The following is a 24,822-nucleotide window of genomic DNA, read 5'->3' as shown; positions in this document are numbered from 1 at the left end:
ATGGAGCCACCCTGTTTTGGCAATGTCGCAACCAACAAAACAACACCCATAAATAAAACAAAGGCCGTTATAAAAACTGGGGTCATTCCCGAGGGTTTGGTGAGTATATTCTTCCTTCGTCATCCCCGAAGGTTTCTGTCGGGGATCTGTCGTTTCGGAAGAGAACAACTACGAAAAAAACAGATTCCCGACTACGACACTCGGGAATGACAACCATAATAACGCGGACCGCCAAACACTTGGGGATAACAAGACAAAAAGACCGTTAATAAAGGTTGTACTGGAAGGACAACGAGATAAAAGAGTATTACCACAAAAAGGGACAGCCTGAAAAAGACAGGCCGTCCCTTAAATAACACTACTGCTAAACGAAAACTTAATTGCCGGAGGCGATTAAAGCATAGCCGTCAATCTCTCCGTCGGAATTTTTGCACGCATACACGTCCCACGCGGTATCTTGGTAGAGACCGTTTTCGTGCAATAAATCCATACGCACTTGAAACGCGTTTCCCGCGGCGGAATTTTCGGCCGATTTGAACATCCGTTTGGATAAATCGTCATTACGGATAACCGTTGCAAAAAAGTCGTGCCCCAGCATATTGCCAATGCGCTTGCCCGTCGTCTGCAACAGTGCATTATTCACAAAGGTTGTCTGATAATCCAAGTCAATAATAGCGGCGGGCATTTCCACATATTCCAGCGTCCGCGCCAAGGAGCGCGAAGCCTCGCCCAACTGCTTGCCGGTTTGGCGCAATTCTATGCGCAGGCCGAGCAGCCGCGCCATAATTCCCAACAGTTCCTCTGCTCCGTCGTCAAAACTGCGGCGGGAGGCTCGGGAAGCAAAACACAGCGCGCCCTGCACCTTTCCCCCCACATACAAAGGGGCCGCGGCCAAGGAGCCGAAGTTCTTTTCCTTATGCAAACAATGCTCACAGGAAGCATTACCCAAATCCGGGAACATAACCACATTTCCATCGGGAACATCTACCAAACATTCCTCTACCGGAAATTCCATATGGCGCTCCAAATGAAAATCATTTTTAGTAACGTACACGACGTGGCTTTCCAAGCCCAATTTGCCTTGTTCAAACCGCAGAACAAGCCCCACATCCGCCCGGAACGCCTTTAAACCAAAAGCCAATACTTTATTTACCTGGTCGGTAATAGAAAGCCCCGGCTCGCTTGTTAAATGATACAGTTCGTGTATTTGCTCGTCGTATGCGTGGGAGTTGGAAACGTCCTTTACCCACAGGACAGCCTCATCCCGCCCGGAAATGGGCGTTACGCTTGCTTCAAAGTGGCGCAGTTTATCCGGCACCGTCCACGAAAACTCAAAGTTGGAACTTACGTTAATGGATAACGATTCCTTAATAGCAAACAGCGCCCGTCCGGCGGCTTCCTCCGGCCAATATTCGGCGGGTTTTTTATCCAAAAACAGTTCCGCGGCCTGCTGGTTATTTAAATAGTCCAAGTTGGAATACACTTCCAACACCCGGCCGTTATTATCGGTTTTTAAATAGAGGCCGGGCAGGGCTTGGCGGACGCTTTTTAATTCCTGCGCTTCCTTGGAGTCTTTGGACATACGGTCCATTTGCTCGGACAAATCGTGCACCACCACCAAGGCCGAATCTTTCCCCGGCATATCCAGCGCGGTCAGCACGGTTTGCGCTTCAAAAATAGTGCCGTCCTTTCTGCGTACCGGCAGTTTAAAGGACGTTTTGCCTTGCAAGGCCAGTTCCTCTTGGGCGCGAGCCAAGACGGACGCGCAAAATTTTTCGCCGCGGTTTTTATCGTCAAACAAATCGGCAAAATTCTTATGCACCAACTCATCCTGCGAAAAACCCAACTTGTGCGCAAGCGGTTTACCAGCCTGTTCAATGTGTCCGAAACGTCCGTTTTCAAACAATACAGTAAAGACCACACCGTCGGTGGCTTCCAACAAAGCGTTTAGTTGGGCGGAACGCTCCTCTAAAATCTTCATAATTTGGCGGTGAAATGCCATATTACGGAACACAAACAAATACCGTCCGTCCGTTTCCTTGATAGCCGTCAGGCGAACGGCTGTGCTTTCCGGGCCGTTACCCAGCAAAATATGGTACTCGCGGTTGACCAAGGTGCCGTCCTGCAAGAGGTCCTTTAAATCGGTTTCCAACCGCTTGCGGGATTCTTCATCAAACATACTGCGGATATCTTTTCCCGTCAGCCCGTCCAGCGGTCTTTGGCACAAGGAAGAAAATAAATCATTGCATACGTCAATTTGCCAAGTATCCTTGCACAGCGCGTAAGGCTCGCTGTTGGGCAAAACAAGCATTTCCTGCGGAGTTTTGGTGATGACTTCGTGCACCGGCGGGGCGGGCGGCAGCGGAGTGTGCTGTTTTTTAGGCTCCAAAAACACCACATAGTCGGCCTCAATAGAGCCGTCCTTTGCATCGCGCTTGTTTATCGGCACAAAACTGACGGAGAGCGACATTTTGCCTGTACCCTTTACGCGCCCGGGGAACTGCCGCGCGGCGCGGTCAAAATCAAAGGTATAATCCATTTGGGCCGGTTGCCCCGCACGCAACAGTTTACGCGCAGAGAGCGAAATGGCCGGTTTTATATAGACATTACGGTAGAAATTCTTATCCGCTTCCGTAAGGGCAAACAAACTGCGGCAGGACTCGTTCATTACGCTGATATATCCCTTATGCGATAAGATAAATGCCGGGGTTACGCATTTTTCAAACGCGGCGCGGAAATTGGCGCGCTCATTTTTTACCTCGCGCAGGGTGCGGTTGGCCCCCGTTACATCACGCACGAAGCCCAGCACAATGCGCCGGCCCAAATAAGTAGAGGCCACGGCGGCAAACTCGGCTTCTATTTCCGCCCCGTTCTTTTTAATCATACGCAAATCAATGGCAGAGGAAGCATCATCGGCCCCGGCCACCACAGCATCGTATTTATCCTTTAAAAACAAGCGGTGATCCTCAACCGCCAAGTCCAACAGTGCTTTGCCTTTTACGGTGGCTAAATCTTCATATCCCAACAAACTGCACAAGGCGCGGTTGGCGTAGATAATTTTGCCGTCCTCCAAAATGGCAATTCCTTCGCGGGCGTTTTCAACCAAGAGAGTGTTTTTGTCGCTCGCTTCGCGGATTTGCTTTTCCATACGCGTTTTGGCGGTAATATCTTCCGAAACAGAAAGCAGACAGTTGGGGGTGCCGTCCTCGTTAAACAGCGGCGTTTTAACTGTGTGCATAATCTTTACGCCCTCGGTAGCCGTGGATATAAGTTCCTGCGGAATATTTTGTTCGCGCTTGTTATCAAACACACGCAAATCGGACTCGCGTACAAACTCCGCCTGGTCCTTGTTCAAGTCCGCGCGGTACGAGGTCTTGCCGATAACATCCTTGGCAAGTGCGCCAAAGATTTCCTCGGCTTTTTTGTTCCACAAAATATATTTTCCGTCGTAATCTTTTACAGACAAGGAAACAGGCAGGTTGTTAATAACCGTCTGCAAGAAGTTGCGCGCATTGACAATAGCCTTTTCCTGCGCTTTCTTTTGCGTAATATCCTCCGCCACCGTCAGCACCATAAAGGGCTTGCCCTCTTTGTCAAAAACCGGGGCTTTAATTAAATGCAAGAGGATTTTATCCCCGCGCTTGGTGGTGTACCACTCCTCGGGAAATTCCACCATTTTGCCGTCGTGGAAAATGCTGTCTTCGCGTTGGATATAGAAAGGGTCCTCTTTTTCCGGATTTTCGTCGGGGAACAGTTCCAAGGCGCGGCGGTTTACATACGAGATTTTTTTGTCCACCCCGCGTGAATAGATAGCCACCGGCACTTGGTCCAACAAGGTTTGCAGGAAATTTTTATTTTCTATCAAAGCCTTTTCCTGCTCTTTCTTTTGCGTGATATCTTCGGCCAGGGTAATCACCATATTAGGTTCGCCATTAGTACCCGTAATCGGCACTTTAATCATATGCAAAAGTTTCTTTTCGCCGGAGCCAAGCACATATTCTTCCTCCGGGATATCTAGGGTTTTGCCCTGTTTTAACAAATCGTGTTCCCGCGTGATATACTGGCTGACTTGGTCCGGCGTTTCGTGCGGCAAGGCACCGTCCAGAGAGAAAGCCTCCTCTTTTTCGCCAAAGATATCACAGCATTTTTTGTTGCGCAACCACATTGTCCCGTCCTCTCCGCGGGCATACAGGCCGATAGGAGCATTTTGCAAAATGGCGGAAAGGATACTGTTCATACGGGAAATTTTTTCTTCCTGTTGGCGGCGTTCGGTTATGTCCTCCACAATAGAAAGCACCAAAGGTTTTGGCCCCGCATCCATAAGAGGCACCTTAATTAAGTGTAAAATTTTTTTATTTCCGTGGTGGTCCACATATTCTTCGGAAGGATAGTCTTGAATTTTTCCCTCTTTCAAAACTTCTTGTTCGCGGATATGATGCTCGGCCACCACATTTTTATCCTGATACGGATGCGGGGTATTGACGCATTTTGCATCCGTTTCGCCCAGCACCGTCATACTCTGCCGGTTGTAAAAGGTCATTTCGTTGTCGCAATCGCGCGTATAAAGCCCCAAAGGTACGTTATCCAAAACGGCGCGCAGCAAAGTACGGTTTTGCAACAGGTCCTGTTCGTAATTGCGGCGCTCGGTGCAATCCTCAAACGAGGTTAAAATAAATTGCGGTTTGCCGTTATCGCCTTTTACCAAGGTTTTGCTTACACACAGGGCGCGCTCCTCTCCTTTGGTGTTACGATACGTCAGTTGTACGCCCTCGCGCGGTTCCAGTTTGGTGCGGACCTGTTCATCCACGCGCTTGACGGACGGGATAATTTCCTTGGGTAAAAAGTCATAAATACTTTTGCCTGTTACATCCGCCGACTTATGGCCGAACAACTTGGCCGCTGCATTATTCCACAAAGTACAAACGCCCGCAAAATTTTGCAATGCAAGCGCACAGGGATATCCGTCCAACAAAGAAGATAAAAAGTTTTTTTCCGCTGTTAGTTGTTTGAAAAGCGGCACGGCTTCAAACGTCAGCATAATAAACGGAGTGGAGGCCAAATTGCTCGCACCCGCACTGACAAAAACGGCATCAGCATCCCGGTTGACGAGTTGGATTACCACCTTTTTGGCGGCTTTATCCTCCGCCATTGTACGCACCTGCGGCATTGTCAGGCCGAAGCGGTCCACCTTGGCACCGGTTAAAGAAGATACTTTACTGTGGAGTAACGTCGCCGCGCTGGCGTTAGCAAAGGCAATTTTTCCCGTAGCATCTAACAGCAAAATAGCCGTAGGGAACTGGCTTAAAAAGGAAAACATTTCCGGAGTTAAAGTATTAATTTCAACGGACGGAACTTCTTTTTTGGAAAAAAAGGAAAAAAAGTTATTGGACATAAGCCCTCTTTACAATATAGAGATGATAATACGGATATATCTTAATAAATTCCGCCCGCACTTGCAACATACAGAAGTACGCGCCCGTCCGCGTGCGTACGGAAAAACAAGAACTAATCATTTTTTACACCAGCACAAAAAAATAAATTTGCTACTATACCCTTATGAAAAAATTTTTATTTTTATTCTTGATCCTGGGCGCGACCGCTATCCAAGCGGCAGACGGCGGCAGTAAAAAACTGCAAACGGTGCGTGAAGCCCCGCAATATTTATCCACCGACGGCGCAGCCGTGGAGGACACCTGCCCGGGCAACGATATTTTTAACCAATTTTTCTGCTCGTCCAAAGAGAAACCAGGCTTTAAATGCTTTGATGTGTACCGCGTACAAGGCGACCCCATAGACACCGAACGATACACCCTGCTCGCCCAAACGCTGACGACCGAAAATTCCTCCGCCGAACCCGCCTGCACTTTTGAAGGCGAACTGACTTGTGATAATTTTTTAAAAGCACTCAACTACAATTTATCCTTTTCCTGGTTTATTGATAATTTTCCCACCTCGTCTTTTCCCGAGTGCGGCAAAACCTATTCCTGCACGCGGATATCTTGTTTAAAGGGTTTGCCCCCTGCGGCAAACGGCTCACCGCAATCAGCCAAACTTACTTGCGTGTTTAAAAAGAACCAAATCTACTTTTTGGGAACTCCGCTTACCTGCCAGAACAAAAAATAACCCCCAAATTGCTATAATGGACATATGATTTGGTTGCATATAAAAAGTATTTTTTCTTTTCGTTTCTATCACCGCCTGGCCTTTGCCACGCGGGGACAAATGATTGCGTTCGCCATTTATCTGTTTATGCTCTCGCTGGTTGTTTTCTACTTTTTTGCGGGTTCATATATTGATAAAAATCTGCCTGTCCTGCTTAAAAACTTCCCCGAAGTTACCTTTGAAAAAGGTGTATTGGCGGCACCTAAAAACGCGGTCAGCGTTACCGTGCCGGACAGTGATGTAAAACTGGTGTTTGATGCTTCACGCACCACACCGCCCACACAAGCGGATATGGTAAAGGAGCAAATTTTAATGTTAGTCAGCGGAAATAAACTCTATATGCTGGCCGCCAACGGGGTGCAAAGCCGGGAACTTCCGCCGCAACTGACGTTTGTAACCTCGCAAGATAATTTAGCCAAGCAAAAAGACTCTTTGGCCTCGGCACTAATGGTAATGGCGTGCCTGTCAGCACTTGTTGCTATTCCGCTTGTTATGCTTTTCGGCTTTTGTGTAGCCGGGGCGGTGGGGATGTTTTTCAAACTGCTTACCCGCAGCGCCCTGCCGCGCAAGATTATTTTTAAATGGGCTTTTTTTATGCTGGGGCCGTTGTCTGCGCTGTGGTATGCACGGCTATACTGGAATATTCCGCTGTTTACCTTTGCCCAAATAATTTTATGCCTTATTTATATGCAACAATTTTTTAATACACTTCCCGAGGAGAAATAAATGTTAGTAAAACTTATCCGCTCTTTCAGTTCGGCCCACCGTCTGCCGCAATACGACGGTCCCTGCCACAATCTGCACGGGCATACCTGGAAGGCTGTTTTTGTGATTGAGGGCGAAATACGCCCGGACGGGATGGTCTGCGACTTTAAGGTTATTAAAAAATTGTTGGACGACAACTTGCCAGACCACCGCTTTTTGAACGATTTGGTGGAAAATCCCACCGCAGAAAATTTGGCCGATTACCTGTTCCAAAAAATCGGCGCAGAACTGGCAAAAAAAGATTTAAAACTAAAAACATTGGAAATTTGGGAGAGCGACAATGCCGCAGCCGTCGTGGAAGGTTAACGAAATTTTTTATTCTATCCAAGGAGAAGGCCGCCATACGGGTATGCCCGCTGTTTTTTTGCGTCTGTCCGGCTGCTCTATGAACTGCTCCTTTTGCGATACCAAATATGCCTTTGGAACGGGCAAGGAAATGGGCGCAGAGGCCCTGTTAAATGACCTGGCGCAATACCCGGTAAAAACCGTTATTATTACCGGCGGAGAGCCCACCGAGCAAGATTTGCCCGCGCTGATTGCCCTGCTTAAAAAGCACGGCTACACCGTCCACCTGGAAACAAACGGCGCACGCGATTGCAACGTCAGCCAAGCGGATTTTGTGTGTGTATCGCCCAAAAAATACGTCAGTCCGGAAATGCTGAAAAAGGCGGATATTATCAAAATCGTTGTCGGGCAAGACACCGATTTAACAGATTTGAAGAAATACTATGCGTATGAAAACGAACACACCCATATTTATCTTCAACCCGAAAGTAACAAACAGGAGAACATTGACTTATGCGTAAAACTGCTAAAAGAACATCCCACAGCCCGGTTAAGCCTGCAAATGCACAAACTGATAAACATCCGCTAACCGAAGAAAAGATTTTGCAAAACCTGCGTGAAATTTTAGCCTATATCGGCGACGACCCGGCCCGCGAAGGATTACTGGAAACGCCCAAACGTATCGTGCGCAGTTGGCAGAAACTCTTTGGCGGTTACAAAATGAAACCGCAGGACGTCTTAAAAACCTTTACAGAAGGTTCCTGCGAAGAAATGGTGGTGCTGAAAGATATTGAATTTTATTCCACCTGCGAACACCATTTGCAACCGTTCTTCGGCACAATCAGCATCGGCTATCTGCCCAAGGGCCGCGTGCTTGGCATTTCCAAATTGGCGCGCCTGGTGGAGGTTTATGCCCGCCGCCTGCAAATCCAGGAAAAATTGGTGGCGCAAATTGCCGACAGTTTAATGGAAACTTTACAACCCTATGGGGTGATGGTGGTTTGCAAGGCCAAACATATGTGCATCAGCGCACGCGGCATTGAAAAGCACGATGCCGTAATGGTTACAAGTGCCATCCGCGGTGCGTTCAAAAAAATGGAAGTGCGCAGCGAATTTTTGGAAATGATTAAATAGGCACGCTTATGACAAAACCGCTATTAATGGGCATTTTAAACGCCACACCGGATTCATTTTACGACGGAAATCCGCAAAACAATCTGCCCACCTTACTTGCCAAATGCAAAGATTATGCAGACGGCGGTGTAGATATTTTTGATATCGGCGGCGAATCCACCCGTCCGAGTGCCGCCCCCGTTCCGGCGGAGGAAGAATTGGCCCGCGTTTTGCCGCTTATAAAAGAGGTGCGCAAGGCCTGGCCGCAAATACCCGTTTCGTTAGATACCGTCAAAATTCCGGTAGCATTAGAGGGGTTAAAGGCGGGAGTGTCTATCATTAACGACGTAAGCGGTACCCCGGATAAAGAAATGTTTAAAATTGTCAAAGATTTTAACGCAAAAATTGTGGTAATGCATACCCGCGGAACCCCGCAGACAATGCAAACAATGACGGAATATAAAGATTTATTGGGTGAAATAAAAGAATTTTTGGCCCGCAAAATAGACGAAGCTGTTTCGTGCGGGATTGCAAAGCAAAACGTGATTATAGATGTAGGCTTCGGCTTTGCCAAAACGCGCGAACAAAACTATGAACTCTTAAAACATTTATCTTTCTTTAAAGATTTGGGAGTACAAATGTTAGTCGGACTGTCGCGCAAAACCTTTCTTGCGCAAAAGCGCGAACTCCCCCCAAAACGCAAGGCGCAAACATTAGCCGCTAATTTAGTAGCCTTGCAGGGCGGGGCAGACATTTTGCGTGTGCACGACGTAAAAGATACACGCAAAATTATGGACTTTTACCAAGAATTACAGGGGGCCAAATGAGCAAGGTTTATTTGACCCAATGCGGCTCCTTTACCGCGCGCCACGGACACGGCGGCACCTTGGCCGAGGCCGTTCACGCGCATCATTTCCATTACGAGGTTACTTTTTACGGCCCCACTAATGCGGAGGGCTACCTGATTGATTTCCGCCTTTTAGCGGACACCTTTCAAAAGGAAATTAACGACAAATTGGACGATTGCGACCTGGGAACCTTTTTAAAGCAACCCACCACCGAAGAACTGGCCGTATGGATGTACAACCGCCTAAATGCCCTGTTGCCGCATTTGTTTAGCGTAAAAGTAGGCGAAGAGCCTGACCGCTGGATAGAATACAGAGGAGAAAACTAATGCCCCGTGCCGTAATTGCCTTGGGCAGCAATATTGCCCCCGCCAAGGAACACATAGACCGCGCCATTAAGGCCCTGTCTGCCGCCGGAACAGTAAAAGAAGTGGCTCCGTATATTATTTCCAAGCCGGAAGGATATTCTCACCAAGAAGATTTTATCAATACAGTGCTGATTTTAAGCACCCCCTTTCAGCCAATGCCGCTTTTAAAAAAACTAAAATCGCTGGAAAAGGAGTTGGGCAGAAAACCCTCGTTTACCAACGGCCCGCGCGTAATTGACTTGGATATTTTGTTTTATGACGATTTAGTCCTGTTTGAGGACGACCCGCAATATCACTTATTTCTGCCGCATCCGCGCCTGCACGAGCGGGAATTTGTATTAAAACCGCTCTCGTACCTGTTGCCGGACTATGTTCACCCCAAACTGGGCAAGCCTGTTTACCGGCTCTACCGTGAGTTGATGAAAAAAAAGGGCGCACCCACCTGCCGTATTTTGTAAAATATATACAGAGCAGTCATACTGTACACAACAAGGAGATTCTATGAAAAAAGTAGTTACAATCTTGGCCGCTGCTTTATTTTTAGGCGCGTGCCATTGCACTTGCACAAAAAACACCTGCAAAACCACTAAAAAGCCCGTTCAAACCCAAGCCGCCGCTAAACCGGCCCCCAAGAAAGAAACTGCCAAACCCGCCAAAACCGTAGTGGACGACAAAGATTTTACCGAAGTTGCCAAAGTCAACCGCAAGGCAGACCGCGTTGTTTTGACCTATAAAGAACCGATTAATTTCCGCTACAACAGCGACGAAATTGACCCCGCCTCTTTAAAACCCATTAAACAAACTGCACGCGCCTTGAAGAAATACCCGGATCATACCGTCCGCGTAGCCGGTTACACCGATTCCTTCGGCCCCGCCGATTACAACATGGACCTTTCCCAGCGCCGCGCCAAGGCCGTAGCGTTGGAACTCGTAAAGGAAGGCGTACCCGCTAAAAATGTATCCTTTATCGGTTACGGCGAAGCGAACCCGATTGCCTCCAACAAAACCCGCGAAGGACGCGCCAAAAACCGCCGCGTGGAATTGGAAATCAAATAGTTTTATCCGGTTGTATGACAAAAGCCCCGCCCCCGCGGGGCTTTTTATTTTTATGCGTTTTTTACCAAAAATACTTTGAAGCAAACGCTAAAAAAAGTAAAATATATTTACTTTAAAAAAGTTGTACAAGGAGATACACCTATTATGAAGAAAGTTATTTTGCTTTGCACGGTTTGCGCTTTACTCGGCGCGGCCTGCACGACTCCCGGCAAAAGAACCGCTTGGGGTGCCGCTGGCGGCGCTGCCGTAGGCGCGGCTGCCGGTGCTATCATCGCCAACAATACGGGCCACAAGAGCGAACACGGTGCCATTTACGGTGCGCTTGCCGGCTTGGCTGCTGGCGGTGCGTTAGGCAATTATTATGACAAACAAGCCAAAGAATTGGCCAGAATCGCCGAAGTCGTCAAGACCGATAACGGTATTCAAGTTTATTTGAAGAACGATATTTTGTTCGCCACCGGCAGTTCCGAACTCAGCGCCGATTCTATGCAAACGCTGACGGACCTGAACAGAGTGTTCAAAAAATATCCCAAAAACCGCATTGTGGTACAGGGATACACCGATTCTACCGGTTCGGCTGCTATTAACAATAAACTTTCCACCCAACGCGCCAAAGCCGTGTACGATTTCCTCTTGGGCAGCGGTTTAAAGACCAAGAGCATTACCTATGTGGGCTATGGTTCCGCCAACCCGATTGCCAGCAACGCTACCGCTGCCGGTCGCGCGCAGAACCGCCGCGTAGTCTTGCAAATCACCGCCAACGAAAAAGATATCCAATAACTTTTTTGAAGCGATATTGCTGAAAAGCCCCTCCTTTGGGATATTCCCGGGGAGGGGTTTTTGTTGGCAAAATTTAAAGGAATATATTTTCCCCCGTCAATAAATGCCCTTCAAAAAACAGTAGAAAAAACAACCCCAATTTGCTATCTTTTATTATATGACTATTCTTGGTTACGACGGCATCAAAGCACTTATCAAACTCTTGGAAACGGAAGGCGACGCATACGGCCCCGTTTTGAAGGACGCGTTGGCTGTCGCTATCAAACAAAACCCCGACCAGGTAGAACGCGTAATGCAGGAAGAATTCCACTCCTCGGCACCGCGCACCATCGTCCACGCATTAGAGGAAATCTGTTGGGAAGACCTGTCCAAAGCATTGGCGCGCTACTGCAACAAAATCAACCCGGATCTGGAAGAAGGTCTCACCTTACTTGCCAAGTTTACCAGTCCCACCACTGCACGCGGGAACATTTCCGCGCCGCTAGACCGTATGGCGCAAGACTTACGCCCGGCTTTATTAAATGCCGCCAATTATGGGGAAATTGCCGCTATTTTGGGTCATTATATTTTTAATGTAAGCCAATTTTCTGCCTTGTCCGCCAGCGCGGACGTAAAGGATATGTCTTTTTCCCGTTTTTTAGCCAAAAAACGCGGCTCCGGCTTATGTATGGCTTGTCTGTATGCGGCATTAGGCCAACGCTTTGGCCTGGATGTAAACCTGATTGATTTAGCCGGACGGATACTCGTCAATTTGCAAAATCCTGCTACGGGTGAGGCCTTGTTCATTGACCCGTTGGATAACGGAAAAGTTTTAAGCGAGCGCGACTGCCGCCAATACATTGAACTCCGCCAACTCTCTTGGCACGATTCCTTCTTAACACCGCTTTCATCCCATTTAATTATCCGGCGTTTTATCGCCAATATGATTTATGCTTTAAATAAACTCCGCGATGAAAGGCGTCTAAAATTCCTGCGCGGCTATTTGGATATTATCAAGGGCTAACCCCAAGGAGGGAAAAATGAACTATTATGTATGGCTAATTATTGCCGTAGGTTGTTTTGTGGGCGAAATGTTTTCTATGGAATTTTCGCTTGCGTGCTTGGGTACGGGATTGTTAGGGGCCGCCGTGGCGGCTTATTTGGGGCTGGGTTTATGGGCCCAAGTAGGTATATTTGCCGCTGTTTCCGCCATTACCTGGATAGGTGTCCGCCCTTTTGCTTTAAAACATCTCTACGGCAAGGCCAAGGACGTTAAAACCCCGGCCGAGGACGTGCTTGGCAAACCGGCTGTGGTGGAAACGGATATTGACCCGCTGCAAGAGACCGGACGCGTAAAAGTGGAGGGCGAAAGTTGGAAAGCCACCGCAAAAGAACCCTTACCGGCCGGCACAAAATGCGTAGTTGAAAAGTTAGACGGCGTAACCTTGACGGTACGCAAAGAGTAATTTGGCAGGAACGCCCACGGGCGTAAAATAAAAAAAGGAGTTATTCTATGACAGAAACAGCAGGGAACTTCGGGCTAGTGTTTTTGGCTGCCTTTATCTTCTTTGTCATCGTCATCATCGCCAAGGGCATTGTAATTGTGCGCCAGGCGCAGGTGATTATTATTGAGCGTTTCGGGAAATATTTGGAAACGTTAAACCCGGGCATCAACTGGATTATCCCGATTATGGATAAGCCGCACTTAATGGAGTGGCGCAACAGCCGCGAATATTTGGATTCCACGGGCCGCACGCGCTCCGTACCGTTTATGGAAATGCGCGACACGATTGATATGCGCGAAACGGTGTATGACTTTCCGCGCCAGAGCGTAATTACCAAAGACAACGTGGGTATTGAAATTAACGCTTTGCTGTATTTCCAAATCACGGACCCGATTAAAGCCGCTTACAAAGTGGAATCGTTGCCGACCGCCATTGAGAAATTAACCCAAACCACGTTAAGAAATATCATTGGCGAAATGGACCTGGACCAAACGCTTACTTCGCGCGAAATTATCAACAGCAAATTACAGGTAATTTTGGATGATGCGTCCAACAAATGGGGTGTAAAAGTCAACCGCGTAGAATTGCAGGACATTATCCCCCCCGCCGCTATCCGTGAGGCTATGGAAAAACAAATGAAAGCCGAACGCGACCGCCGCGCGATGGTAACAGAAGCCGAAGGTACCAAAACGGCCCAAATTTTAAAGGCCGAAGCCGTACGCGAAAGCGAAATTAAAAAAGCCGAAGGTATGAAACAATCTGCTATTTTACAGGCAGAAGGTGTGGCGGAGGCCAAAATCAAAGTGGCCCAGGCGGAAGCCGAATCCGTCAAAATTGTAGCCGCCACCGTGGCACAATCTTCCAACCCGGCCAGTTATATGATTTCGCTCAAATACATTGAAGCCTTAACTAAAATGACCGACGGCAAAGACAATAAAATCGTCTATATGCCTTACGAAGCCTCCAATGTGTTGGGTGCGGTGGCCGCTATCAAAGATTTAACGGGCGGCGTTCCCACCAAATAAGTTTAACAGGCAAGAGATTATCACCCCCGGAAATTTACCTTTTCCGGGGTGTTTTTTATTCTAACGGTCTGTAAGGACTTTTTCCTTTTAGTTGTCATTCCCGAAGTTCGTAGTCGGGAATCTGTTTTTGTTGTTTGTTTTTTGCTTACAACACGACAGATCCACGAACGCTCCGCGCCGGCAGACACTCGGGGATGACGGCTGGTGCTACCTTTTCATTTGCCAGAAACTTTACAAATAGTGTATGGTCCCACCAAACGCTACCCAACGCATTGAGCAGCCACCCTCAGGGATTTACTATAATAATTTTATGGGAAAAATTAACTGGCACCAGGTATATGCCGAAGTAAAAGAATTTACCAAAATTACGCTCAAAAAATACTCGTTGTTTCTTGTGCGCCTCACTCCGCACCAAAACATCGCCCAAACGGTCTTATCCTACACGCTTATCGGGTGGATTGTCCTTTCTTTGCCGTTTATGAACACGGTACACGTTTCTTTTTTGGATAATCTCTTTACCGCCGCATCCGCTGTTTCCACGACCGGGCTTAACAGTGTAAACTTTGCCGACTCTTATACCTTTTTAGGCAAATTAGTAGTCTTAATTCTTATTCAAGTAGGAGGCGTGGGGTATATGACGTTCGCTTCGTTTGTGTATTTGTCCTTTTCACAAAAGCACCGTCTGCGCAAAAGCCAACAAGATGCCCTGTCTGCCGAAGTAGCCTTGCCAAATACCTTAAAACTTTCCGACTTTTTGTGGGCGGCACTCGCGTTCACTGTTATTGCGGAAAGTATCGGAACCGTTTTTTTGTTCAATTATTTCCGCCATCACGACTATACTATTTGGCAGGCCGCCTGGTACAGCGTTTTCCACAGCGTTTCCGCTTTTTGTACGGCGGGTTTTTCTCTTTGGAATAACAGTTTGGAAACTTTTGCCGACAGCAAAACCATTAACTTGGTAATGTCGTGCCTGATGTTAGCGGGGGCTATGGGTTTTATCGTAGTAACAGACCTGTTCAACTTTATCTGCCGCCGCACCAAAGAAATTTCTTTTACCACCAAACTGATTTGCCTTTCCACCGTAGTAATGGTGGCATTCGGTACATTTACACTATTTGTAACCACGCCGGGGCTTTCCGTTTGGGAATCTTTTTTCCAATCTGTTGCCGCAATGACCACCGCCGGATTTAATACGGTAAACATTGGTATTTTATCCTCGTGTTCATTACTTATTTTAATTTTACTTATGAGCATCGGCGGTTCCCCCTCCGGCACCGCAGGCGGTATCAAAACAACGGCTTTTGTGAGCGTAATGGCAATTATGTATAACCGGTTGCGTCTGCACGACCGTGTGGAAATGATGGGCCGCCGCTTGCCCTTGGTGCGGATGTATGCCGCCACCTCTACTTTTTTACTCTATGCCTTAATGCTGTTTGGCAGTATTTTCCTTTTAACCTGGACAGAAAAATTGCCATTTTTAGATTTAGTATTTGAATCCTCCGCCGCACTTAGCACCTCGGGTTTATCCACGGGGGCTACGGCACAACTTTCGTGGTTGGGCAAACTGATTATTATCGGCACAATGCTTATCGGCCGTATCGGTGTAGTAACGTTTGGTATGGCACTTTTAGGAAATGATGACGATGATGACAACGACAAGCCCGCCGAAAAAGAGGACGTGGCCGTTTAGCCGAGGGCCAATTTAGTAAAATATAAGTATGAAATTTTATCTTATCAGTTTGGGTTGCCCCAAAAACTTAACCAATAGTGAAGAATTTTCCGCCCGGCTTTTAGCCAACGGGCACGAACTCGTATTCTCGCCAGAAGAAGCCGACACCGTTATTATTAACACCTGCGGATTTATTTCCTCCGCCGTCAAAGAAGGCACGTCCGAAATACGCCGCGCGCTGGAACTGAAAAAAGAGGGCAAAATCAAACGTGTAGCCGTTACCGGCTGTATGGTGGACCGCTACAAAGAAAAAATGGCAAAAGACTTTCCGGAAGCCGATTTAGTGTTTTCTATTGCCGCGCAGGAACACGTAGAGGATATTATTGGTCAAAACGGCCTGTTTTTAGAATCTTTGGCAAATGCCTTGTATATCCCCGAATACAAAATGAGCCTAACGGCCACGCACACCGGTTATTTAAAAATTGCCGACGGGTGCAACTACCGCTGCGCTTATTGCACTATTCCTTTTATCCGTGGGGCGTACCGTTCAAAACCGATGGAACAAGTCGTGCAGGAAGCGCGCCTGATGACCCAAAACGGCGTGAAGGAAATTTCGCTGATTGCACAAGATACCACCTCATACGGAATTGATTTGTATAAAAAGCCGCAACTGACGGAACTGCTTAAAAAGTTATTAAAAATCCGCGGGCTGGGCCGTTTGCGTATTATGTACGCATATCCCAATATGGTTACGCGTGAACTGGCGCAATTAATTGCCGGAGAAGAAAAAATTTTTCATTATGTAGATATTCCTTTGCAGCATATTGCGGACCCGGTGCTAAAAAATATGAAACGCCAATGCGACGGGAAAAAAGTGCGTGCCACGCTGGATATGCTTAAAAAGGAAATCCCCGACGTATCCCTGCGCACAAACTTTATTGTAGGTTTTCCGGAAGAAACGGAGCAAGATTTTGAAGAATTAAAAGATTTTGTCCGCGAATATGAGTTTGACAATATGGGTGTATTTGAATATTTCCGCGAAAAGGGTACAGCGGCCTATGAGATGAAACAAATTCCCGCCAGTATAAAGCACCGCCGGGCGCGGGAATTGGAAGAAGTGCAAAGCCGCGTAATTGATAAAATCAACAAAAACCTGATAGGCTCCGAATTGGAAGCCGTTGCGGACGGCGCTGATTTTGGGCGCACTTATAAAGATGCGCCGGATATTGACGGACGGGTAACCTTTACAAAACCCGTTACGCCCGGGAGCATCTTCAAAGGACGTATTGTAGCAGCCGAAGGATACGACCGCGTACTGGAACCCCTAAAAATCATCAAAAAGTAAATTAAACGCCCCGGTATTTCCGGGGTTTTTTAACCCTTTTTTTCCTCTGCCCAAAAGTGTGCTTTTTATTATTCTAAAATAAGGAGCCGCTTATGCAAAAAAAACTTTCCCTATATGTACCCGGTCATAAAATTACGGTACACGATAAAATGCAAACTCATTATTCCTATGTGCTGCAAAAACCGCCGGGAACAGACTTAGCCTTTTCCCCGCAACTTACGCCTGGGCAAATGTTGGAAATGGGCATTTTTGAAGGACATTACTTAACAGACTGTACGGAGGAATTTCCGGCAGAGTGGTTTAAAAAGGCAAAATTAAATCCAAATCGCCCCGATATTACGCTAAATTGTTTTGGAGTAAAATCCCGCTTGGATAGAAGTGATTGGATACAACGCGGCTGGATTTTTCCGCCTGACCCGCGAGGCTGGTTTCAATGGTATTGCCGCTATTGGCTGGGAAGGAGAATTGCCGGCTTGGACGAACTTCAAATAACCCGTTGGAAAAGTTTTAAACGCCATTTAGCGCAAGTAGAAAAAAATTGTCTCCCGGCAGACCTGTCTTGCCGTCCAAGACAGCGGCAAGCCCTTCTCCAATGGGCCTATAATCCGTTTATTTAATTACAAATATGGTTTAATAACCTTGTGCACCCGCTCAGCAACGATTTCATACCCGGCGGCATTAGGATGTATTTGGTCCGCTTTATATTTATTTTGGTGAAAAATACCATCTAAAATACCCGGCACAAACACAGCGCCGGTTTCGCGTGCAATTTGTTTATACAGTTTGGTGTAGCGTGCCATTTGAGAATATCCACCTGTATCCACAATAACGGCTATGGCTCCGTACTGTTGCACCGCAGCGACAATTTGACGGATAGATTTTTCCGTTTCGTCCAACCCCACCCCACGCATAAAATCATTTCCGCCGAACTCAATTAACACCATATACGGGTTTTGTTCCATCACTTTGTCCAGGCGCACCGGTGCCGCCGCGCCCGTATCGCCAGAAAGGCCCAAATTCACCACCGGGCGGCTAATTTTTTTAGCAAGCACGCTGGGATAAGAATTATCCCTACCCGCGCCGTATCCTGCCGTCAAACTGTCGCCAAATGCCACCACCGTCAGCCCGGGGTTATGCAAATTTTTGATTTCCGTTTTCGGTGTCATAAAAAACCAATAAGCCGCCCCCGCCAGTAAACAAATAAAAAATGCTTTTTTCATACTCTTATTATAACAAAGCGCCGTACGCGCGTACAAAAAAAGGGTTGACTTTTTGTTACTTTATTATAGAATAAGAGTATGAGAATACCGCTGAGCAAAGACGAAGAAAAAAATCTGTTAGACGCCGCGCAGAACGCGCGGGAAAATTCCTACTCGCCCTACTCTAAATTTAAAGTAGGGGCGGCCGTGCTTACGGAGGATAATCATATCTTCGCAGGCACCAATATTGAAAACGCTTCCTACGGGCTGACTGTATGTGCCGAACGCAACGCGATATTCGCGGCTGTCGGCGCGGGCAAACGCCGTTTCCGGGCATTAGCCCTCATTACGCAAAAATTGCCCGGGCTGACGTTTAACTCGCCTTGCGGCGCGTGCCGTCAGGTAATGAGCGAATTTATGGCGCCCGATACGCCGATATATATTGCCGTATTAAACGGAACCAAACGCGTTGCCTACAAAAAGCAACTGCGCGAAATTATGCCTTATCCGTTTGATAAATTTACGGAAAAATAATTCCGCTTTTACACACTGGGGGAACCTTATGACCGAAGCCGTCTATAAAGGGCTTTCTGCCCTTGTGCTGGAAAATGAAATACTGCGCCTGACTTTTCTGCCCGGGTACGGGTTTAAATTAGCCAGTTTACTCAGCAAGAAAACAGGGCGGGAGTGGTTGTTCCAATCCCCGGAAAATACCCTGCGCATACCGGAATACGGCGCGCCGTTCTCCGCGTATGATTCCAGCGGCTTTGACGAAGTGTTCCCCTCTATTGATGCCTGTCCGTACCCGGACGGCCCCTATAAAGGCTTACCCGTGCCGGACCACGGCGAACTGTGGACCCTCCCCTGGGAGGGCATAGCCTCGCCGGACGGGAAATCGGTAAAAGCGTTCACAGAGAGCAAAATTTTCCCGTATATTTTTTCCCGCCGGACCACGTTAAACAACAACGAAATTACCTTTGAATATGAGGTGGAAAATACCTCGTGCGAGGAATTTAAATTTATTTGGACACCGCACTGCCTGCTGGCCTGTTCCCCTGCCACGCGCATTATCGTACCGGAAAATTTAACCCAAGTTATGACGGTGGAACACTCCACCCAGCACTTGGGCGTTTGGGGTTCGCGCCATTCTTACCCGATTACTACTGATATACACGGGAAAACGATTGACCTCGCCGCCACCGAACCGGCGAGCGCGTGCAACTGCGAAAAATTTTATTTTACCGCCCTTAACTTGGCCGGCTGGTGCTCCATTGAACACACCGACACCGGCGAAAAACTCCGCTACGATTACGACGGCAAAAAAATACCTTATTTGGGCGTATGGAAAACCCAAGGAGGCTACCGCGGAGACTATAATATCGCCTTGGAACCCTGCACGGGCGAGTTTGACGATTTGTACGTCGCCAACAAACTGCGCCGTACTGCCGTAATAGAACCCAAAGACAAATTTGTTTGGAAATTAAAAATGACTGTGCTTTAAAACAGGCGCTTATGCGCCAAGGGGATAAATATGAACCAACTGGCTTTAAGAAGTAAATTCAACGAAGTGTTTAAGAAAGAAAAATTATATTTTTTTGCTCCGGGGCGCGTAAATTTAATCGGCGAACATACCGACTACAACGGCGGGCACGTTTTTCCGTGCGCGCTCTCGTTCGGTACGCATTGTGTATTCTGCAAACGCGACGATAAAAAAGTACGTCTTTATTCGTTAAATTTTCCCGAAAAGGGCATTATAGATGCTGATTTATCCGCCATTTCCTACGATAAAAAACAAGACTGGGCCAATTACCCGCTGGGGGTCATCAAAACCCTGCAAAACCACGGCTATAATATTAATCAAGGCTTTGAACTGATGTTCTGGGGAGATATCCCCAACGGAGCAGGATTGTCGTCCTCCGCGTCCATAGAACTGGCTACCGCCGTAGCGATGAACAAGGTTTTTAACCTCTATATCCCGCAAGTGGAACTGGTGAAATTTTGCCAAGAGGCCGAAAATAAATTTGTAGGGATGAACTGCGGCATTATGGACCAGTTTGCTATCGGTATGGGCAAAGAGGGCTGCGCGGTGCTTTTGGATTGCAATACGCTAAATTACGAATATGCCCCGCTGGATTTAAAGGGCGTGTCTATCGTAATTATGAACACCAATAAACGCCGCGAATTGGCCGATTCCAAATATAACGAACGCCGCAGCGAGTGCGAACGCGCCTTAAAGGAACTGCAACGCAAACTGCCAATTAAATCGTTGGGCGACTTATCCATAGACGAGTTTGAAAAAAACAAAGAGTTAATCACAAACCCGACCGACAGAAAACGCGCCAAACACGCCGTGTACGAAAACCAACGGACTTTACAGGCCGTGGAACGCTTAAAGGCGGGCGACTTAAAAACCTTTGGAAAACTGATGAACGAGTCCCACATTTCCTTGCGCGACGATTACGAAGTAACCGGAAAAGAACTGGACACCTTGGCCGAAGCCGCTTGGCAACAGCCGGGCGTATTGGGTGCGAGAATGACCGGTGCAGGCTTTGGCGGCTGCGCAATTGCACTGGTGCAAGATGCCGACGTAAAACATTTTATTGATAACGTGGGCAAAATCTACCGCGAAAAAACAGGGCTCCAAGCAGATTTTTATATTGCTTCCGTCGGCGGTCCGGCGCGGCAAGAAGAAAAGATGTATTAAATTTTTACGCCGACAAAAAAGCACCTCGGCTATACCTATTTGATTGGAGGACAATTTATGAAAAATATTTTAGTAATCGGCGGGGCAGGTTACATTGGCTCCCATATGGTGCGGATGCTCGCCAAACAGGGATATAATCCTGTCGTATTTGATAATCTTTCCAAAGGGCACAGAGAAGCCGTAGCCAACTATCCCTTTGAACTGGGCGACTTGGGCGATAAAGCCCGATTAACCGAAGTATTTAAAAAATACGGTATAGAGGCGGTAATGCACTTTGCCGCATTTGCCGAAGTGGGCGAAAGCGTCAAGGAGCCTTCCAAATATTACCACAACAACGTAGCCAAGGTGCTGGATTTGCTGGACGCGTTGGTGGAAAACGATATCAAATACTTTGTGTTTTCCTCTACGGCGGCCACCTTTGGCGAGCCTATCCGCCCCAAAATTGACGAATCGCACCCGCAAAACCCCATTAACCCCTATGGCAACACCAAATTAATGGTGGAGAAAATACTCGCGGACTTTGACACCGCCTACGGCTTAAAGGCTACCGCCTTGCGCTATTTTAACGCAAGCGGTGCTGATGATTCGGGCGAAATCGGCGAATCACACAATCCCGAAACACATTTAATTCCCATTGTGTTGCAAGCCGCCGCAGGCAAACGCGCTTCTATCAAAATGTTCGGTACGGACTACCCAACGCCGGACGGTACCTGTGTGCGCGATTATGTGCACGTTAACGATTTGGCCCGCGCCCATATTTTAGCACTTGAAAAAATGTTCAAAGATAACGTCAGCGAACGCTTTAACCTGGGAAGCGGAAACGGATTCTCCGTGGCGGAAATCGTCAAAGAGGCGAAACGCATTACAGGTATAGACTTTACGGTAGAAAAGGCCCCCCGCCGCGACGGAGACCCTGCCGTTTTGGTGGCGGACAGTGCCAAGGCCGAACGCATACTGGGCTGGAAACCACAGTATAACTTAACCCGCATTATTGAAACCGCTTGGAACTGGGAACAACACCGCAAATATTAGGAGTTTTTATATCTATGGATATCAATTTACTGATTGACCAATTAATTACCTACGCAATCAACGAAAAACTGCTCGCGCCGCGCGACCGTGCGTGGGCGGTAAACCAATTATTATCGCTCCTGCACCTGGACGAATACATCCCCAGCGGCTTTAAGGGCAAAACTCCCAAATTTCCGTGCGAAATTTTAAACAACATCTGCAACTGGGCCGCCCAAAACGGCCTTATTTCGCCCGATACGGTTACGATGCGCGATTTGTTTGATACGAAACTAATGGGTGTTTTTGCCGGTTTACCCTCGGCAGTTACGGACGAGTTTTTTAAACTGCACAAAAAAAGCCCCAAATCCGCCACCGATAAGTTTTATCACGACGCCCGGGCTTTGGACTATATCCGCACCAACCGCGTGGCTAAAAACCAAGTTTGGAAAACGCGCACCCCGTACGGCACGCTGGACATCACTATCAATATGTCCAAGCCCGAAAAGAGCCCCCAAGACATTGCCGCCGCTTTACAAGCCAAACCTTCCGCCTATCCGCTATGCCTGCTGTGCAAGGAAAACGAGGGCTACGCCGGCAGAATTAATCACCCGGCACGCCAAAACCTGCGCTTAATTGCGCTAGATGTGTTAAAGGACGGCAACCCGTGGTATCTTCAATACTCCCCGTATGTTTATTATAACGAGCATTGTATTTTTCTTTCCGCGCATCACGAACCGATGAAGATTTCCCAAACCACCTTTGCGCGACTCCTTAATTTTGTGGAATTTTTACCCCATTATTTTATCGGTTCCAATGCGGATTTGCCTATCGTCGGCGGGTCTATTTTAACGCACGACCACTTTCAGGGCGGGCGATATACCTTTGCTATGGAAAAGGCCCCCGTGGACAGGACCTTTAAAATGAAGAAATTTCCGCGCGTGAAAGCAGGCATCGTCAAATGGCCGATGAGCGTTATCCGCCTGAACGGAACGAAGAAAGATTTAATAGAAGCAAGCGGATACATCCTTAAAAAATGGCGCGCTTACAGCGACGAAAAAGCCTCTATTTTGGCGCATACAAACACCACGCCCCACAACACCATTACACCGATAGCCCGGCGGCGCGGAAAAGCGTTTGAAATAGACCTTGTTCTGCGTAATAACCGCACCTCGCCGGAATGTCCGTTCGGCATTTTCCACCCGCACCAAGAGGTACACCACATCAAAAGGGAAAATATCGGGCTGATTGAGGTAATGGGCCTGGCTGTTTTGCCGGCACGGTTAGGCAAGGAACTGGCAGACTTGGCCCCCTTACTCATCAAGCGGGATTTAATGTCCATAAAAAAGAGCGACACGCTAAATAAGCACGCCGAGTGGGCAGAAGAACTGCTTAAAAGATATACCTTTACCCCGCAAAACACGCAAACTATTTTGCACAGCGAAGTGGGAAAAGTGTTTGCCAAAGGGCTTGAATATGCAGGGGTTTTTAAGCGCACGCCCGAAGGGCAGGATGCCTTTAATAGGTTTATCAAAAAGTTATAAAACTACCGTAAAAAACCTCCGCAAAAGCGGAGGTTTTTACTTTATTCCAAAATATTGCCTTACTTTGGGCAACAGGTAACATTTGCCGTGTAAAATTGGTCGGATTTTGTGACCTCACACAGCCCGGCAGTAATAACATACCAATAGTTAGTCGGGGTCCCATCCGGTGCTTTCACACGAAAAAGACCACCCGAATACATCAGATAGTAGCCCTCTTCTCTTTCAAGCGGAGCCCGTTCTTTACAAATTTTCCTAAACTCATCATGTATAACATCTGCTGCATAAGGCAGGTTACCGCCTATACCCTCCCACTTCATGATTACACCCTTTGGATAATCCATCCAAGAATATGAATCATAGTATTCCATATACCCTTTAAAGGTCTGACTGAGAATGCCTTTTGGCAAATACTGTTCCATAACATTTGGAGAAGTAGGACGACTTCCGCTTGGACGCCTTTTATAATCAATTTCAGTTCCATAGTCATCTTTGAATTTCGTTTGTGGCGCTCTTTCCGTATATATGCCTACATAGGAAGAACCGGCCCTATGAGCTTTATAAATATCTATACATTCCTTTTTTTCGGTCAAATTAGTCGGACAAGTATATTTTTGCAATTTTGCGTAGAAGGAGTAACAAAGGTTAGTGTTGTCATCTTCCGACAAGGTCTTGGCTTCTTCTTCCGTAATTTTTTTATATTCAGAGTGATAAGGCGTGCAGTCGTCAACACTTCCTTTACTTTTCAGCAAAAACGAGGTGTAAGTTTTGCCGTTTGTTTTCTTGTTGCCGGAAGCGTCATAATCGTTTTTGTATTGGTTATCCCACCAGAGTTCCACTCCCAAATTCTCTGTCTTTTGCGCACTTTTGTTTATTTTAGCCGTGGAACTAATTTCCATATTGTCCGTTTTTCCGCCCATTACGGCTACATCATTTCCGTAAAGCGTATTTGTTACATTACTTTTGTGGTAGTTAGTATCGTCAAAGGTAACTTGATTAGCCATTACGCGCCCGGCCGTTACCGTTCCGCCATTTTCAATAGTCAGTTTTTCACCCAAACGGTATTCCGGGGTATTTGTACTGCCCAAGGCAGTTCCGTTTTGGATATCTATTTGCTTTAAATACGCTCCCGCCCCTTTGATGGCTATCTTCCCTGCGCTGGACCGCGTATTACAAAAGTTAAGTATCGGCGCAGTAGTTACGTGAGTAGAGTCCGCCGCGTCCAAGTGAGCAAAACTACCCACCGGGGGAGATATTGTAGTTACAAACTGTAATTCTTCTGCACTCGCGGCTGTAAATAGCAGCAAAGAGGCAGAAAAAAATATAATTTTCTTCATACTTCCTCCTTTTTTGACTTTTTTATATTTGAGCAAAACGGCCTGTTATACACGTTTTTATACAGCGCACACATCCGGGTACAGCCGATACTCAATGTCTTCATTTTAACAAAAAAAAAAAAACGAAAACAACCCC

The 24,822-nt window shown here is 47.2% G+C and carries 24 protein-coding genes; 21 read left to right on the top strand and 3 right to left on the bottom strand.

Annotation, left to right across the window (positions count from 1 at the left end; genetic code table 11):
* Positions 1 to 376: 376 nt before the first annotated feature.
* Entirely contained in the window at positions 377 to 5,392 is a 5,016-nt protein-coding gene (locus ACZOTW_RS03195) for a PAS domain S-box protein (RefSeq protein ID WP_483997464.1), read from the bottom strand.
* 164 nt (positions 5,393 to 5,556) lie between these two features.
* Here ACZOTW_RS03195 and ACZOTW_RS03190 point away from each other — a divergent pair, with 164 nt between their 5' ends.
* From ACZOTW_RS03190 to ACZOTW_RS03115, 16 genes are all read left to right on the top strand, one after another.
* Entirely contained in the window at positions 5,557 to 6,123 is a 567-nt protein-coding gene (locus tag ACZOTW_RS03190; RefSeq protein WP_428076932.1) for a hypothetical protein, read from the top strand.
* A 24-nt stretch (positions 6,124 to 6,147) separates the two neighbouring features.
* The gene (locus ACZOTW_RS03185; RefSeq protein ID WP_483997463.1) at positions 6,148 to 6,888 is read left to right on the top strand and encodes a DUF1189 family protein; all 741 of its coding nucleotides are present in this window, start codon (positions 6,148 to 6,150) and stop codon (positions 6,886 to 6,888) included.
* Positions 6,889 to 7,233 carry a 6-pyruvoyl trahydropterin synthase family protein gene (locus tag ACZOTW_RS03180; RefSeq protein ID WP_177748893.1) on the top strand — a complete coding sequence of 115 codons (345 nt, stop codon included), beginning with the start codon at positions 6,889 to 6,891 and terminating at the stop codon, positions 7,231 to 7,233. It abuts the gene before it with no gap.
* Positions 7,208 to 7,801 (top strand): 7-carboxy-7-deazaguanine synthase QueE, encoded by a 594-nt coding sequence (locus tag ACZOTW_RS03175; protein ID WP_483997462.1) that lies wholly within the window; start codon positions 7,208 to 7,210, stop codon positions 7,799 to 7,801. The genes ACZOTW_RS03180 and ACZOTW_RS03175 overlap by 26 nt, the downstream gene beginning before the upstream one ends.
* A complete protein-coding gene (folE, locus tag ACZOTW_RS03170) occupies positions 7,726 to 8,346 on the top strand; it encodes a GTP cyclohydrolase I FolE (RefSeq protein WP_177748889.1) in 621 nt (206 codons plus the stop codon). The genes ACZOTW_RS03175 and folE overlap by 76 nt, the downstream gene beginning before the upstream one ends.
* An 8-nt stretch (positions 8,347 to 8,354) precedes the next feature.
* Positions 8,355 to 9,152, top strand: a complete 798-nt coding sequence (gene folP, locus ACZOTW_RS03165; protein ID WP_483997461.1) for a dihydropteroate synthase — start codon at positions 8,355 to 8,357, stop codon at positions 9,150 to 9,152.
* On the top strand, positions 9,149 to 9,499 hold the full coding sequence (locus ACZOTW_RS03160; RefSeq protein WP_483997460.1) for a 6-pyruvoyl trahydropterin synthase family protein: 351 nt from the start codon (positions 9,149 to 9,151) through the stop codon (positions 9,497 to 9,499). The genes folP and ACZOTW_RS03160 overlap by 4 nt, the downstream gene beginning before the upstream one ends.
* Positions 9,499 to 9,996 carry a 2-amino-4-hydroxy-6-hydroxymethyldihydropteridine diphosphokinase gene (gene folK, locus ACZOTW_RS03155; protein ID WP_428055473.1) on the top strand — a complete coding sequence of 166 codons (498 nt, stop codon included), beginning with the start codon at positions 9,499 to 9,501 and terminating at the stop codon, positions 9,994 to 9,996. The genes ACZOTW_RS03160 and folK overlap by 1 nt, the downstream gene beginning before the upstream one ends.
* A gap of 43 nt (positions 9,997 to 10,039) precedes the next feature.
* On the top strand, positions 10,040 to 10,594 hold the full coding sequence (locus tag ACZOTW_RS03150; RefSeq protein ID WP_428055475.1) for an OmpA family protein: 555 nt from the start codon (positions 10,040 to 10,042) through the stop codon (positions 10,592 to 10,594).
* 144 nt (positions 10,595 to 10,738) lie between these two features.
* Positions 10,739 to 11,374, top strand: a complete 636-nt coding sequence (locus ACZOTW_RS03145) for a YiaD family glycine zipper/OmpA-like lipoprotein (protein WP_177748879.1) — start codon at positions 10,739 to 10,741, stop codon at positions 11,372 to 11,374.
* Between the two features lie 157 nt (positions 11,375 to 11,531).
* A complete protein-coding gene (locus ACZOTW_RS03140; protein WP_483997459.1) occupies positions 11,532 to 12,377 on the top strand; it encodes a transglutaminase family protein in 846 nt (281 codons plus the stop codon).
* Between the two features lie 16 nt (positions 12,378 to 12,393).
* Complete coding sequence (locus tag ACZOTW_RS03135) at positions 12,394 to 12,819, top strand: NfeD family protein (protein ID WP_428039949.1); 426 nt, start codon at positions 12,394 to 12,396, stop codon at positions 12,817 to 12,819.
* Between the two features lie 47 nt (positions 12,820 to 12,866).
* Positions 12,867 to 13,883, top strand: a complete 1,017-nt coding sequence (locus tag ACZOTW_RS03130; RefSeq protein WP_428038315.1) for an SPFH domain-containing protein — start codon at positions 12,867 to 12,869, stop codon at positions 13,881 to 13,883.
* Positions 13,884 to 14,193: 310 nt separating this feature from the next.
* Positions 14,194 to 15,573, top strand: a complete 1,380-nt coding sequence (locus ACZOTW_RS03125; protein WP_483997458.1) for a TrkH family potassium uptake protein — start codon at positions 14,194 to 14,196, stop codon at positions 15,571 to 15,573.
* Positions 15,574 to 15,601: 28 nt separating this feature from the next.
* Entirely contained in the window at positions 15,602 to 16,897 is a 1,296-nt protein-coding gene (gene rimO, locus ACZOTW_RS03120) for a 30S ribosomal protein S12 methylthiotransferase RimO (RefSeq protein WP_483997457.1), read from the top strand.
* A 92-nt stretch (positions 16,898 to 16,989) separates the two neighbouring features.
* A complete protein-coding gene (locus tag ACZOTW_RS03115) occupies positions 16,990 to 17,514 on the top strand; it encodes a hypothetical protein (protein WP_483997456.1) in 525 nt (174 codons plus the stop codon).
* Here ACZOTW_RS03115 and ACZOTW_RS03110 read toward each other — a convergent pair whose 3' ends face one another.
* Positions 17,515 to 18,117 (bottom strand): GDSL-type esterase/lipase family protein, encoded by a 603-nt coding sequence (locus ACZOTW_RS03110; protein ID WP_483997455.1) that lies wholly within the window; start codon positions 18,115 to 18,117, stop codon positions 17,515 to 17,517.
* Positions 18,118 to 18,195: 78 nt separating this feature from the next.
* Here ACZOTW_RS03110 and cdd point away from each other — a divergent pair, with 78 nt between their 5' ends.
* Genes cdd through ACZOTW_RS03085 form a run of 5 tightly spaced genes read left to right on the top strand, consistent with a single transcriptional unit; the run spans position 18,196 to position 23,352 of the window.
* Positions 18,196 to 18,630, top strand: a complete 435-nt coding sequence (gene cdd, locus ACZOTW_RS03105) for a cytidine deaminase (RefSeq protein WP_177748862.1) — start codon at positions 18,196 to 18,198, stop codon at positions 18,628 to 18,630.
* Between the two features lie 28 nt (positions 18,631 to 18,658).
* Positions 18,659 to 19,597 (top strand): aldose epimerase family protein, encoded by a 939-nt coding sequence (locus ACZOTW_RS03100; RefSeq protein ID WP_483997454.1) that lies wholly within the window; start codon positions 18,659 to 18,661, stop codon positions 19,595 to 19,597.
* Positions 19,598 to 19,627: 30 nt separating this feature from the next.
* Entirely contained in the window at positions 19,628 to 20,800 is a 1,173-nt protein-coding gene (locus ACZOTW_RS03095) for a galactokinase (protein ID WP_428038321.1), read from the top strand.
* A gap of 57 nt (positions 20,801 to 20,857) precedes the next feature.
* Positions 20,858 to 21,832, top strand: coding sequence for a UDP-glucose 4-epimerase GalE (gene galE, locus ACZOTW_RS03090; RefSeq protein WP_177748856.1), 975 nt, complete (start codon positions 20,858 to 20,860; stop codon positions 21,830 to 21,832).
* A gap of 14 nt (positions 21,833 to 21,846) precedes the next feature.
* The gene (locus tag ACZOTW_RS03085; RefSeq protein WP_483997453.1) at positions 21,847 to 23,352 is read left to right on the top strand and encodes a UDP-glucose--hexose-1-phosphate uridylyltransferase; all 1,506 of its coding nucleotides are present in this window, start codon (positions 21,847 to 21,849) and stop codon (positions 23,350 to 23,352) included.
* 59 nt (positions 23,353 to 23,411) lie between these two features.
* Here the strand turns inward: ACZOTW_RS03085 and ACZOTW_RS03080 are convergent, their stop codons facing one another.
* Positions 23,412 to 24,686: a hypothetical protein gene (locus tag ACZOTW_RS03080; protein ID WP_483997452.1), complete on the bottom strand. Its 1,275-nt coding sequence runs from the start codon at positions 24,684 to 24,686 to the stop codon at positions 23,412 to 23,414.
* Between the last annotated feature and the right edge of the window lie 136 nt (positions 24,687 to 24,822).

The sequence above is a fragment of the Candidatus Avelusimicrobium sp. genome (genome assembly GCF_056976295.1).
This window is presented reverse-complemented; position numbering and strand designations above follow the sequence as displayed.